Origin of the sequence: Paenibacillus monticola, assembly GCF_009664975.1 — a bacterium.
Taxonomy (GTDB): Bacteria; Bacillota; Bacilli; order Paenibacillales; family Paenibacillaceae; genus Paenibacillus_AQ; species Paenibacillus_AQ monticola.
Map to the genome: position 1 here is coordinate 193,281 of NZ_WJXB01000012.1, position 13,789 is coordinate 207,069.

At 50.4% G+C, this 13,789-nt stretch carries 11 protein-coding genes and 1 riboswitch; of the genes, 9 read left to right on the forward strand and 2 right to left on the reverse strand.

All coding sequences use genetic code 11. From position 1 onward, the window contains the following. Positions 1-18: 18 nt before the first annotated feature. Complete coding sequence (locus GJB61_RS24760) at positions 19-579, reverse strand: phosphoribosyltransferase (RefSeq protein WP_195724466.1); 561 nt, start codon at positions 577-579, stop codon at positions 19-21. A 130-nt stretch (positions 580-709) separates the two neighbouring features. Then, positions 710-812, reverse strand: a riboswitch (purine riboswitch). 342 nt (positions 813-1,154) lie between these two features. Between GJB61_RS24760 and hemA the strand changes: the two genes are divergently transcribed. From hemA to GJB61_RS24800, 8 genes are all read left to right on the forward strand, one after another. After that, positions 1,155-2,555, forward strand: a complete 1,401-nt coding sequence (gene hemA, locus GJB61_RS24765; RefSeq protein ID WP_154121695.1) for a glutamyl-tRNA reductase — start codon at positions 1,155-1,157, stop codon at positions 2,553-2,555. A gap of 5 nt (positions 2,556-2,560) precedes the next feature. Beyond that, positions 2,561-3,388 (forward strand): cytochrome c biogenesis protein CcsA, encoded by an 828-nt coding sequence (ccsA, locus tag GJB61_RS24770; protein WP_154121696.1) that lies wholly within the window; start codon positions 2,561-2,563, stop codon positions 3,386-3,388. 6 nt (positions 3,389-3,394) lie between these two features. Beyond that, entirely contained in the window at positions 3,395-4,102 is a 708-nt protein-coding gene (locus tag GJB61_RS24775) for a precorrin-2 dehydrogenase/sirohydrochlorin ferrochelatase family protein (protein WP_338116101.1), read from the forward strand. A 32-nt stretch (positions 4,103-4,134) separates the two neighbouring features. Further along, entirely contained in the window at positions 4,135-5,079 is a 945-nt protein-coding gene (gene hemC, locus GJB61_RS24780) for a hydroxymethylbilane synthase (RefSeq protein WP_154121697.1), read from the forward strand. A gap of 4 nt (positions 5,080-5,083) precedes the next feature. After that, on the forward strand, positions 5,084-6,631 hold the full coding sequence (gene cobA / locus GJB61_RS24785; RefSeq protein WP_154121698.1) for a uroporphyrinogen-III C-methyltransferase: 1,548 nt from the start codon (positions 5,084-5,086) through the stop codon (positions 6,629-6,631). 782 nt (positions 6,632-7,413) lie between these two features. Further along, on the forward strand, positions 7,414-8,412 hold the full coding sequence (gene hemB / locus GJB61_RS24790; protein ID WP_154121699.1) for a porphobilinogen synthase: 999 nt from the start codon (positions 7,414-7,416) through the stop codon (positions 8,410-8,412). A 42-nt stretch (positions 8,413-8,454) separates the two neighbouring features. Beyond that, entirely contained in the window at positions 8,455-9,756 is a 1,302-nt protein-coding gene (gene hemL, locus GJB61_RS24795) for a glutamate-1-semialdehyde 2,1-aminomutase (protein WP_154121700.1), read from the forward strand. Between the two features lie 71 nt (positions 9,757-9,827). Continuing rightward, a complete protein-coding gene (locus tag GJB61_RS24800) occupies positions 9,828-10,766 on the forward strand; it encodes an RluA family pseudouridine synthase (RefSeq protein ID WP_154121754.1) in 939 nt (312 codons plus the stop codon). 122 nt (positions 10,767-10,888) lie between these two features. Here the strand turns inward: GJB61_RS24800 and GJB61_RS24805 are convergent, their stop codons facing one another. After that, complete coding sequence (locus GJB61_RS24805; protein ID WP_154121701.1) at positions 10,889-12,133, reverse strand: GGDEF domain-containing protein; 1,245 nt, start codon at positions 12,131-12,133, stop codon at positions 10,889-10,891. Between the two features lie 327 nt (positions 12,134-12,460). Here GJB61_RS24805 and GJB61_RS24810 point away from each other — a divergent pair, with 327 nt between their 5' ends. Next, on the forward strand, positions 12,461-13,789 hold the full coding sequence (locus GJB61_RS24810) for a LysM peptidoglycan-binding domain-containing protein (RefSeq protein ID WP_154121702.1): 1,329 nt from the start codon (positions 12,461-12,463) through the stop codon (positions 13,787-13,789).

Below are 13,789 nucleotides of genomic sequence, written 5' to 3' on the forward strand. Positions count from 1 at the left end.
TATTATAAAGCTCTATCACTAGACCTTGGACAGGAATCGCACAGGTATTTCATAGTCCGCTTCAAGTGCTTTGTAGTGTTCACCTTTGGCTAGAATGGCCTGCACTCCGACCAGATAGACACCCATATCTTTCAGTTGCTGGGCAATAGCACGAATGGTTGCACCCGAGCTGATTACATCATCCAGAAGAAGGACGCGATCTCCAGCCTTGAAGCCGTCAAAATAAATATAGTTCTCATTATACGCCGTTTCCCGTTTGATGCAGACTTCGTAGTTCTCGTACAGTTCGGTACTCAGCCTGAGGATATTCAGGGGCTTCATCAGCTTGTAGGCAGCTAGTATACCCCAAGTATGCCCACCCGGTTCGGGAGAAACGATATAATCGTAAGCAGAAAATTGCCCAGTAATGCTCTCAGCAAGATTATCGGTGATCTCATGGATTAGCTCTGGAGCAATAAAAGTACCGCGTTCGCCAAAGGGATACAGCTTGAAGTCATAAGGGGTATCCTTATTTTTATAAATCCGCACATTCTTGGCTTGATTGATGGACTCCTTGAGCCGCTCGCTGGATGCATGCATAGTCTTCACTCCCAATGTTTTGTAAGTTCCCAATAAATCACAAAAACCCCAGCATACAAGAGGCACGAAAGATTGAAGCTGCACCGCGGGACATCGCATCTAACAATGCGAAATTCCACACGACATCCTTCAGTCGGACAGTACCTCTTGTAGCCTGGGGCAATTTACGGTTGCCTGTAGAAACGCCCAAACCAAATTAATGGGCTTATACAAGAGTTATTTAAATAGTATATGTCAGGAATAGTTACTTGGATCATTTGTTTTATGCTATCATTCGTAATATTTTGTGTCAACATCTCATTTATATGTTAGGTTTTATGACTTTGTTAGCGACTATTCAAGAGTTATTCGGAGTGTGTCGTTCGGGATATTCATAAATAAACTAAAAATAACCGATCATAATCATAGAGTTTTCTTGATTTTTTAATTATAATAATTATTATCTGGATTTCATAAAGAGTTCAAAGTTAATGTAAAAAGTCTTATTTTCGTGTGATATACTTAACACAGCGATTTTGAGAATTGTGAAAGTAATACCTACATCAATGAATAGAGACTAGGATGGTGAACTTGCGATGCACATCGTCGTCGTTGGCCTAAATTACCGTACGGCACCTGTAGAGGTGAGAGAACAGTTCGCTTTTGCCGAGAAGGATCTGCCAGCCGCACTCCATCAGCTGATGAAGACGAAAAGTGTTCTGGAAGGGGTCGTCGTAGCCACCTGTAACCGTACGGAAATTTATGTGGTTGTGGATCGCCTTCATATGTGCGGATATTTCATCCGCAGCTATTTGGAGCAGTGGTTCGGAGTAAACAGTGAGCAATTTACACAGCATATGTATATATATGAAGACGAGCAGGCGATTGCACATTTATTCCGTGTGACCTGCGGTCTAGACTCAATGGTTATTGGCGAGACACAGATTTTGGGACAGGTACGCAGTTCTTTCCTTACAGCTCAGACTGAAGGGGTGACGGGTACCTGGTTCAACCGTCTGTTTAAGCAGGCGGTGACGCTGGGTAAGCGTGCGCATAGTGAGACGTCGATCGGTGAGAGTGCGGTTTCGGTTAGTTATGCCGCTGTGGAGCTGGGCAAGCGTATCTTCGGCATGTTCACCGGTAAAAAAGTATTAATTCTCGGCGCTGGCAAAATGAGTGAGCTTACGGTGAAGCATCTCTACAGCAGCGGTGCAGCTGAAGTGATTGTTGCTAATCGTACATTGTCGCGTGCCATTGAGCTAGCCGAGAAGTTCTCGGGTAGACCGAGTACGATCGATGATGCCCTTAAGCATCTGGATGAGGTTGATATTATCATCAGCTCAACAGGAGCTGATGGCTATGTGCTGACAGCCGACCAGGTAGCAGAAGGCATGAAGCGCCGGCCTTCGCGGCCGTTATTCATGATTGACATCGCCGTACCACGGGACATCGATCCTGCAGCGGCGAGTGTACCGGATGTGTTCCTGTACGATATTGATGATCTGGAGGGCATAGTGGAGAATAATCTGGAAATGCGCCGCAGTGAAGCTGTGAAGATTGAAGTGATGATCACTGAGGAGCTCGATGAGTTCCAGCTATGGCTGAAGACCTTGGGCGTGAGACCTGTGATTCGAGCACTACAGGATAAATCCAATGAGATTCATGAGGAAACGATGGAGAGTCTGTTCAATAAGCTGCCTGAGCTGGACGAGCACCAGCGCAAGGTTATCCGCCGACTAACCAAAAGTATTGTGAACCAAATGATGCATGATCCGATCAACGTGATTAAAGAGATGTCCGGTGGTAAGCAAGGAAATGAAGCGCTGGAGTATTTCACGCGAATCTTCGCGCTGCAGGAGCAGCTCGAATCCGGTGCGGATGGCGGCAGCCTCGCATCAATGCAACGAACTGCTGCAGACCATGATCGTGCCTCCCTTAGCAGCGACTCGCCTGCTCCCAAGGCTGCGTTTGCTCCGGCAGGCCTGCTGGGCGGGTGACTGACATGCAACTGCTGAACGGAATATATGATACTGCTATCCTGCTATATGCCCTGAGTCTGCTGTTTTATTTCTCGGATTGCCTCAAACGCAATCCGGGCGGAAAGCGGTTAGGCTCGGGGCTTCTTGTCGCTGTAGGCCTCCTGCAGGCGGTGGGCTTAGCGATTCGCTTCTCACAGGAGGGGGGACTGCCGATCTTCACTCCTTATGACTTCCTGTTCTGGTTCTCGTTCAGCATTGTGCTGACTTCCCTCGCGATAGCGTTTACTCGTGGCGCGGAGTTTACAATTCTGCTGCTTAGCGTAGCCGGCTTCAGTGTATTCCTGCTTAATCGGGTATGGCTGACGGCCAAGGATCATACGCTGCAGAGCTGGGGTGCTGTACACGGCTGGCTGGTGACACATATTATTTTGGCGAATTTGAGCTTTGCCGCACTGACACTGGGTACAGTATTTGCGATAATGTATCTATTCCTGCATACCCGCTTAAAGAACAAACGGTGGAATGACCGGATTCGCCGCTTGCCGAGCCTGGAGGTGCTGGATAAATACACCTATTACTCAGTGCTGACGGGTGCGCCGCTGCTGCTAGTATCGCTTGTGGTGGCAGGGATCTCGATTGTGGCCGAGGGGCGGCTGCTACTGTTTCAGGATTTAAAGGTCTTGACCACGCTTATTGGGCTCGGTATTTACATAATCTATCTTATATTGAAATGGTCGGGCCGGAGAAGTGGAGCCGATATGGCACGCTGGGCTGTTGTCGGATACGGTTTCATTATCCTCAACTTCCTGTTAAACTCCTGGTCTAAATTTCATGGCTGGAGTGGGGAGTGAAGCAGAGTGCGGGTTCCGGTGTATTTGCCGATCATGCTGGATTGTGAGGGCCAGCGCTGTGTCGTTATTGGTGGGGGGATAGTAGCCGAACGAAAGGTGCTTGGACTACTGGAAACCTCAGCGGAGGTTACGGTCATTAGTCCGGACCTAACACCGCGACTGAGTGAGCTTGCGGAGAAGCTGGGAACTGGGTATTCAGGGGAGAATGATGAACCTATCGAGTTAACGAAGCAGGGTAGACTCACTTGGCTGACCCGTTGTTATGTCCCCGGTGATGCCCGTGGGGCCTTTCTTGTATATGCGGCCAGTAATGACAGAGCAGTGAATGAAGCAGTCGCACACGAAGCCCGCAGCTTGGGTATTCCAGTGAACGTTGTCAGCCATGCGGAGGCGGGGAGCTTTATTACGCCTGGAGTGCTGCGCCGAGGACGACTGACGGTTGCTATATCCACCTCGGGTGCGGGTCCCAGTGCAGCAGGGCAGATCAAAAGCCTGCTGGAAGAAGTGCTTGGTGCGGAGTATGAGCTGTACTTGGAGTTCTTGCACAAAATGCGGACTGAGATCAAACTTAGAGAAGCAGCTTCTGAAGTTCGCGGACGTCTCCTGAGCAAGCTGGGGACACTGGACGTGTTGAATGAGATTAGACAGGGAACTTTTACAGAGTGGACTCCAGAGTTTATTGATGGCTGGATTGCCGCTAATCGTGAGCGCTAGGAATACGTAACCTAACCGGGAGGAATGAAGTTATGCGGAAGATTATAGTAGGCAGCAGACAAAGTGCGTTGGCACTGACACAGACGGGACAGGTAATTGCTGAGCTTGAGAGGCTGAGTGCGGAGCATAATATAGGGTTAACGTTTGAGGTCAAAACGATCCTTACCAAAGGTGATCGCATTCTTGACGTTACATTGTCCAAAGTCGGCGGCAAGGGGTTATTCGTGAAAGAGATCGAAGAGGCGATGCTGGCGCAGGACATCGACATGGCTGTACATAGTATGAAAGATATGCCCTCGGAGCTTCCGGAGGGGCTGATGAATGGCGCAGTGCCTAAGCGTGTAGATCCGCGCGATTGTCTGATCTCTAACGGAGGAGTGACGCTTGCGGAATTGCCGCAGGGCGCTCGTGTGGGTACGAGCAGCCTGCGCCGTTCCAGTCAGCTTGCTGCGCTGCGGCCAGATCTCGTGATTGAACCAGTGCGTGGCAATATCGATTCGAGGCTGCACAAACTCGAGAGTGGCGAATACGATGCGATCCTATTGGCAGCGGCGGGGCTCGCGCGTATGGGCTGGCAGGATCGCGTAAGCGCCTACCTGTCGCCCGAGGTCTGCCTGCCCGCTGTAGGACAGGGCGCACTCGGCATTCAGTGCCGAACGGATGACACAGAGCTTCGGGAACTGCTGGCGTTATATAATGATCCTGATACGGCGCTGACGGTAGCGGCAGAACGTACTTACCTTGGGGCGCTAAATGGCGGCTGTCAGGTGCCGATTGGAGCTTTTGCAGTATTGAGTGAGGATACCTCTACGGCTGAGCGGATGATAACTTTAACTGGAATGGTGGGGGCACCGGATGGTTCTGTTATCTTGAAGGAAACCTGCACCGGAGTGGACCCAGTATTGCTTGGTGAAGAGGTCGCCAGAAAGCTGATCGCCAGGGGAGCAGAGAAGATTTTGGCAGATGTAAGGGGATGAGGAAATGACGGGCAAGGTTTATTTGGTGGGTGCAGGTCCAGGTGACGCGAAGCTGATTACAGTAAAAGGTCTGGAGTGTATCCAAAAAGCGGATGTGCTTGTATATGACCGGCTGGCAAGTCCTAGATTGCTGAAATGGATGAAGCCCGGCGGGGAAAAGATATACGTAGGCAAGCTGCCGGACCGCCATACGATGAAGCAGGAAGAAATCAACCAACTGCTCGCCGATTTGGCACTGCAGGGTAAAACGGTGGTGCGTCTCAAGGGTGGTGATCCGACGATTTTTGGCCGGGTGGGTGAAGAAGCGGAGCTGCTGCGTAAGCATGGCATCCACTATGAGATCGTACCGGGCATTACGTCGGCGATTAGTGTACCCGCTTATGCCGGTATTCCCGTTACACACCGGGATCACGCTTCCTCTGTATCGATAATCACAGGGCATGAAAGTCCGGATAAGCTTGATCAATCCATCGATTGGGCTAAGCTGACGAATGCCACGGGCACCCTTGTGTTCCTGATGGGCGTAGCCAAAATAGGTTATATCAGCGGCCAGTTGATCAAACACGGACGTTCGCCAGAAACGCCAGTCGCACTCGTGCGCTGGGGCACGCGCGCGGAGCAGGAGACGATCACGGGAACGCTCGCCGATATTGAGGCGAAAGTGTTGGCGGCGGATTTTCAGCCGCCAGCGGTTATTGTCGTCGGCGACGTGGTATTGCAGCGCCAGACGCTGATGTGGGCTGAAGCGCTGCCGCTGTTCGGCAAGCGCATCGTGGTGACACGGGCTCGCAGCCAGGCGAGCGAGCTGGTGGATGCTATTGAGGAACTCGGCGGGGAACCCTACGAGTTCCCGGTGATTGAGACGATCATGCCGGAAGGCGCGGAGAAGAAGGCGAAGATTGCAGCAGCGCTTGGCGCGCTGGAATCGTACGACTGGGTCTTCTTCACTAGCGCGAACGGCGTGGAGTTTTTCTTCCGCCACCTGGCGGAGCTGGGGGCGGATATAAGGGGGCTGCACCGCGCGCGCATCGCAGCGGTGGGGCCAGCAACAGCAGCTGCGCTGGCGCAGCGCGGGCTGCTTAGCGAAGAACTTCCGGCGCGTTTCCAGGCGGAAGGTCTGATTGAGAAGCTTGGCGCAGCGCTGCTGCCAGGCCAGAGTGTGCTGTTGCCACGCGGCGATCTGGCGCGTGAGTGGCTGGCGGACAAGCTTAGGGAACTAGGGCTTCAGGTGACCGAAGCAGATACCTACGAGACGGTAGTGACCGGCGAGGATGATGACGAGCTGATGAAGCTGCTGGAGGAGGGACGCATTCATGCGGTCACTTTCACCAGCTCTTCAACAGTGCATAATTTTCTGCACATTCTGAAACGGATGGGACTCGTTGACCCATTGCCACTGTTGGCTAAAGTCAAAATCGCCTGCATTGGTCCTGTGACTGAGCAGACCGCGGTGGCCGCCGGATTGACACCAGGCTTGCTTCCAGATGAGGCGACTATTGCCGGACTGGTGCAAGAACTCTGCCGCTGGAATGAAGGAACACGGCTTAGATAGTGCATAGTAGTAGGCAGGCAGAGACAATCTGTATGTTTGTTATAGAAGTTGTATAAGTTGATACGACAAGCGACGAAATGTTTTAAGTACGTACAACTATTGCTTGGTCTTCGATTATAGATTGAGTGAGATTAATAGCAGTAGGAGAAACTAACTATCCAAGTAAGTTGAACTACGTGTGAAGTAGCTGTTAAGTGAATGGTAAGTGTGTTGTGTGATGAACTAACTATCTGATTATTGCTGAGTTATGTGCGAAATAACTGTTACGGAGAGTGGCATGAAGTGTGTTATAAACAAAATAGTTGGGTATGTGATTAGTATCAGTTTTGGGAGTTCAATGAGTGCTGCGAGTTGCGGTTAGAAAGGTCAGTGCGGAGAAGTAGAAGTGTGATGATTTCGTTGAAATATAACTGCAATTTGTGCTGTTATATTGATGGATTTGGGCTGAATAGCTCGCCAGAGCCATATTTAGCAGCACATAATGCAGTTAAACTGGATTTGCGTTAGGAAATTGCTGAAATAACAGCACTATATGCAGCTATTTTGTAAATCCTCGCGTACCACACTGCATCATCAGCCCACGCTACCTTAGCGAGTCCCGACAAAGCTTGCGCCTCTTCGGCAAACATTAGCAACTCACGCCACAGGCCAGCCTTTTCCATGGCAGTGAGTCAGCCAAAGCAAGTGCCATTCGGGCAAGTTTCAACTAACTTCAGCTACTTTCCACTTTCACACTACTCACAAGCAAGCGTAAACATATTTTATTTACAGGAGGTAGCCAAATGAGTTTTCCAATAACACGACACCGCCGACTGCGCGGTTCTGCCGGAATTCGCGGAATGGTACGGGAGACGGTATTGAATGTGCTGGACTTCATCCAGCCGATCTTTGTGACCTATGGAACAGGTGTGAAGAATGAAATCAGCTCGATGCCGGGGGTGTATCACTTTTCGCTGGATACGCTAAAAGAGGAAGTGGACGAGATTGCCTCCCTTGGCATTCCGGCTGTGCTTCTATTCGGGATTCCCGAAACAAAGGATGCTATCGGTTCTTCCGGCTTCGCCGAAGACGGAATAGTGCAGGAAGCTACGCGTCTGATTAAGCAGTGGTATCCTGAACTACTTGTAGTTGCAGATACCTGCTTGTGCGAGTTCACTGATCACGGTCATTGTGGCATGGTTCATACTCATATTGTAGATGGTGTTGTTCATGGCGATGTGATTAACGATGCTTCACTTGAGCTGTTGACTCGTACCGCTGTATCTCAAGCCAAAGCAGGAGCAGATATTATTGCACCTTCCAATATGATGGACGGATTCGTGCAGGCGATTCGTGCCGGGCTTGATGCGAACGGATTCGAGCATGTGCCGATCATGTCCTATTCTGTAAAATATGCATCGGCGTTCTATGGCCCCTTCCGTGAAGCTGCGGGTTCTGCGCCACAGTTCGGAAACCGGAAGACGTATCAGATGGACCCGGCCAATCTGCGGGAGGCCATACGTGAAACGGAATCGGACGTGCTGGAAGGTGCGGACATGCTGATGGTGAAGCCTGCACTGGCTTATCTGGACGTGATCCGGACGATCCGCGAGCAGTTCGATCTGCCGCTCGTGGCTTATAATGTGAGCGGAGAATATTCCATGGTCAAAGCAGCAGCAATGCAAGGCTGGATCGACGAGCAGGCGGTTGTGCTGGAAATGCTGACCGGTATGAAACGCGCCGGAGCGGATATTATTATTACATATTTTTCCAAGGACGCTGCCCGCTGGCTGCGTGGTTAGTGTTAGGGATAAACCAAAGAGAACAGACAGGAGTGAGGACAGATGGGTAATGTGCCGCTGGCACGCCGGGAAGAGGCTTCCCGGGAGGCTTTTGCAGAAGCTAAGCAATATATTCCTGGTGGGGTGAATAGCCCTGTACGGGCGTTCAAATCCGTGGGGCTAACACCCATTTATGTGGACCGGGGCGTTGGTTCGCGTATTTATGATATCGACGGCAACAGCTTTATCGACTATGTCTGCTCATGGGGACCGCTTATTATGGGCCATGCTCATCCCGAGGTCGTGAAGGCGCTGCAGGAGACGTTGGTCAAAGGGACAAGCTTTGGGGCCCCAACACTGCTGGAGACGGAAATGGCTAAAATGGTCGTCGAGCGTGTGCCCTCTGTGGATATCGTGCGCATGGTCAACTCTGGTACGGAAGCAACGATGAGTGCGATTCGCTTGGCTCGCGGGGTTACAGGCCGCAGTAAAATCCTGAAGTTTGAAGGTTCCTACCACGGTCATGCAGACAGTCTGCTAATTAAGGCTGGCTCAGGTGTAGCTACACTGGGACTGCCGGACAGTCCGGGCGTACCAGAGGGTGTTGCGATGAACACGATTACGGTTCCTTATAACGATCTGGAAGCTGTCAAAATAGCCTTCGAACGCTACGGCAATGAGCTTGCCGCGGTAATCGTTGAGCCTATAGCCGGAAATATGGGCGTTGTACCGCCCCTGCCGGGATTCCTCGAAGGGTTGCGCAAAGTAACCATAGGCTACGGCTCACTGCTTATTTTTGATGAAGTGATGACAGGCTTCCGCGTAAATCGAAGCTGTGCTCAGGGTTTGTTCGGCATCACGCCGGATGTCACATGTTTCGGTAAAGTTATAGGCGGAGGGCTTCCGGTAGGTGCCTATGGTGGCAGACGCGATATTATGGAGCAAATCGCCCCAACAGGGCCGATTTATCAGGCGGGAACGCTCAGTGGCAATCCGCTGGCAATGGCGGCCGGACTGACTACACTGAAGCTGCTGACTCCAGAAGTGTATGATCGCTTGGAGTTATTGGGCGCGCGTCTGGAGGCAGGTCTGAAGCGCAATGCAACAGAAGCTGGCATTCCACTGACCATTAACCGTGTAGGTTCCATGGTTTGCCCGTTCTTTACCGAAGGGGCTGTAACCAATTTCGATACGGCCAAGACCAGCAATCTGGAGATTTTCCGTCGTTATTTTGGCAAAATGCTAGATCAAGGGATCAGCGTTCCCCCTTCGCAGTTTGAAGGGATGTTCGTATCTGCGGTGCATAGCGAGCAGGATATTGACGATACAATCGAGGGCCATTATCAGGCCCTGAAGGCACTTTGAGTACCGGGGCGGGAGCCGGAGTTCCAACAGGAGGCGGCAAGTGGACCCGGCGCGGTGAATGGTTGGAGGCGATGCCGGGTAAGGTTATTACCGGAGCAGCCGACAGTGAAGCGGCAGTTGATAAGTGGCTGCTGGATACAGTGGGCATGCCCGAGAAGCTGCATATGCGGCTGCGCCGTGAGGGGGGCATCCAGTGGAAGGGAGATCGACTGCGGCTGGCGCTTTTTCCAGACCGGGAAGCAGGGATCGAACCGGTGTGGCAGGAGCAGGAGCTTGACGTTCTGCATGAGGATGATTTCTGTCTAGTTGTCCATAAGCCAGCTGGAATGGCCGTTCATCCGGACGGCAGTGGTGTAGGCGTGACTCTGGATCATCTCGTTGCTTCGCATTATGCGGCTTCTGGTGGCGGAGTTGCTGTGCGCCATATTCATCGGCTAGACAAGGATACAACCGGTCCGGTGCTTTATGCGAAGAATGAGTTCGCCCAGCTGGTGCTCGACGAGGGTATGCGCGAGAAGACGATCTCGCGACAGTATGTGGCTATTGTCAAAGGCGTAGTTCCACCAACGCTTAAGGTGATCGATGCTCCAATTGGCCGCGACCGTCATCATGCGGTGCGCAGAAGGGTCTCACCCGGTGGACAAGCTGCAGTGACCCGGATTACCGGTTGTAAGGTGCTGCGTGGCGCAAGTCTGCTGAAGGTGCAGCTAGAGACCGGTCGCACGCACCAGATCCGCGTCCACCTCAGCCATATGGGCTACCCGCTATATGGAGATGAGCTTTACGGCGGACCTGCTTGGGTAGGTGCAACTGGCGTGAGTACTCGCGTTCAGGCCTGGTTAAAGACGGACAGTCCCAGTGGTTCCAGCGGTTCTGACCGTCAGGCGCTGCACGGTGAGTTGCTAATGTTCAGCCACCCCTGGAGTGGTGAGCAATTGGCAGTGAATGATCCGTGGCCGGAGGATATGCTGCGGTTGCGGGATTTACTGGCAGGCGGCCCACAGGTTTAGCTTGGAATTCTACACTCTCATACAGACTTCAAAGAACCCGGTCAGAAGATGACTGGGTTCTTTGTGGTGCAAATATAAGAATTTATTTCACGGAGAAAGGTGCTCCATCTAGCGCAGTCTCTTTATTCTGCAGATAAACTAAGCTCATTTTTGTAGGAGAGCCGGTTTCTTCCGAGCTTTTTGGACTCCAGCAGCAGCTGATCCGCATAGACATAACCTTTTTCCATGGAAATCGATTGGCCGGTCTTGTAATAGTACAGCCCAAATGAAGCTGAATAAGTGACCGAAATGCTCTGATCTTCGTACTCTGCAATGACACTATGGTGATTAACATTCTCCAGAATCTGTTCAATTAACGAAAAGCATTGTTCAAAGGGCTTGTTTCGCAGAAAAAATGTGAATTCTTCTCCGCCACTGCGAAATAAAATATCATCCTTTTGCAAATGTGCTTGCAGGGTTTTGGCAAAATGCTGGATGACCCGGTCACCAACAGCATGGTTATAACTGTCGTTGATTTTTTTGAATTTATCGATATCTGCCACGACAATTCCGACATATTCTCCACTCGGGTTCAACTCTTTCATCATTTTGTCCATGTAAGCTCGGTTATAAGTGTTCGTTAGAAAATCTTGATAGGCCATTTGCTCGAATTTGTCCCGTTCAAATTTATTCTGCACACTTTGAGATTTGGAATGAAAAGAAAGGCTGACGACATAATTCAGTAAGAAAAGACCAATCAGCATATCCCATTTCTCCATTTGCAGTAGACGTAATAATAAGCCGTTAGTAATGGCCACTTTTCCGATGTCGAGCAGATTTCTGCTTCTGAAGATCAGATCGACAGCCTCTTTTCGAGTTTTTATGTCTCCAGAAAGAGCAAAGGTAAACACAAGAAAGGAGGAGGACAGCAAGGTGATGATACTGACCACTAGCAGAATCAATATCCAGAAACCGAAGGGAATACTCTGAAAACTAGGATTAAGAAGCTGGTACAAATAGTAACCCATTGAACCGCTGATCGTAAAGGAACCAATATTATAGAAGGTGTCCAGAAATTCTCCGGGATCTGCCGTCTTGGTCTTCTTTTTGTAAAAAAACACGGTGAAGCGGTAAATGGTCTCGAAGATTAGTGTTCCTAGAGGGCCAGCAAAAATACCGAAAGATGATGTGTAGCTAATGGCGTAGTCAATGTTCGAATTTCCGCTGCGACTGATTATACGCAATTGGTAATAGAAACTGGAGAACGCCCAATAGAGCAGCAGAGCTTTAATATACGTATTCCCAGGGGGAGTCACTTGTATTGAAGCAGCGACTACAACTAGAGAGGAAAGAAACAGGGAAAAGTCGAATAATCTAGCTTTACGCATAGCGTTTATTTCCTTTCTGTGGTTACAACGATTATATCGAAGAAATGGCCTGAAATTGATAGTTATTTTTAAAAATAAAAAGAATGATAGCACTCTTTCTGAATTACGCAAGCTGATTTTCTCACAACAAGAAGTATATACCCCTTGTTCGACTGGTAAGTTCCACATTTCTGCTTCGGTGCTCATTATTAGCGTAGTGCCCTTTAGAACCGTCCAAAGTTGTCATGCCTTCCTATTTGCAGCATATACATGAGTGGAGTAACATTTTGGGCTTATGCTCTGGGCTTGTCTCAGGGTTAGAATAGGCCAAGAAGGAGGACATTTCCCGTGTTTGACCAGTCCCACGGCTTGCGGTTTGATATTTATGAACGCATTCATCTGTCGGAAGAACTTCCGGGAATAGCTGAGCTGGAGGAGGTTGAATTACTTCCGGAAATTCAAGTGATTCAGCGGGAGGACCGAGCTGAGCTGTATGGCCAGCTGCTGCTTACCGGACTCTACCGGGGGGAAGATGACCGAACACAGCGTTTGGAGCATGCGATTCCCGTTGAGATTACAGTCCCGCTGACACGGGTCAGCTCGTTTGAAGACATAGGGGTAGAGATCGAGAACTTCGATATTGACCTGCTTACGATGCGCACTGTGAACATAACAGGTGTGCTCTCGCTGCGTGGGATCGGAGGAGCGGAGGCGGTCGCACCCTGGCAGCAGGAGGAATATACAGTAGCTTATTCTCCTGCGGATAGTGAAAGGACACTTGAGATCTCGACAGAGATTCGAGAGCCTGAGGGTGATGCTCTTTACGAGAACTCGCTCTGGACGTTTGGGGAGGGGACTGCTGAGGTCACTGATAAAGAACGGGAAACTGCTGAGGCTATCGCAGAAGCCGCGGCCAATCCGTTAATCTCCTCTGATTCAGCATCTTACGGGTCTTCAGGCGATACCTATTCCGTGCAGCAGAAGGACAAGGAATCTAAACTCCGGACGCATAGTTTGGATTCTACAAACGATTCCAAGTCTGAGCTGGCCGATTATTGGCATAAGGCGGAGCAATGGAATCAGGAACAGCAGGAGCTGACCTTTGATAAAGGTATTGTAGCTAGAGAATCAGCGGATACTGCGGATATCCATAGTGCGAATCAGGAAGCAGCGCTGCATGTATCGGAAGTTGAGGCTGAAGTAGAGCTGGAGGAAACCTTTGGCGATGAAGCCGTAAGCCCGAATTCAGGAAATGCTTCTGCGAATGAAGCCTTCGTTTCACCGGAGATTGTTCCACCTGTAGAGGAGAAACATGATCTGAAGATTGCTCTTGGCAGTAAAAAAGAACAGGAGATCAAGGAAAAGGAGCATCTCACCTTCTCTTCCTTACTGAGCTCCAGCCGTTCCCGCAAGGCACAGGAGATTCAAATCGCTGAAGAAACCGCTCCAGTTGCAACAGAAGCGGAACCGGGTAATAACACGGAATGGAAGAGCAGATTTATTGGTGGCTTCGAAGGCGCGGACTTGTTCCGCAAGGTCCGACTCTGTATCGTGCAGCGTGAGGAGACACTCGATACCATTGCGGAGAAATACCAGCTCAGTGCACGGGAATTGGTGATGTATAACCGACTGTCCGGACAGAACATAGAGGAAGGGCAAGTCTTATACATTCCGTAA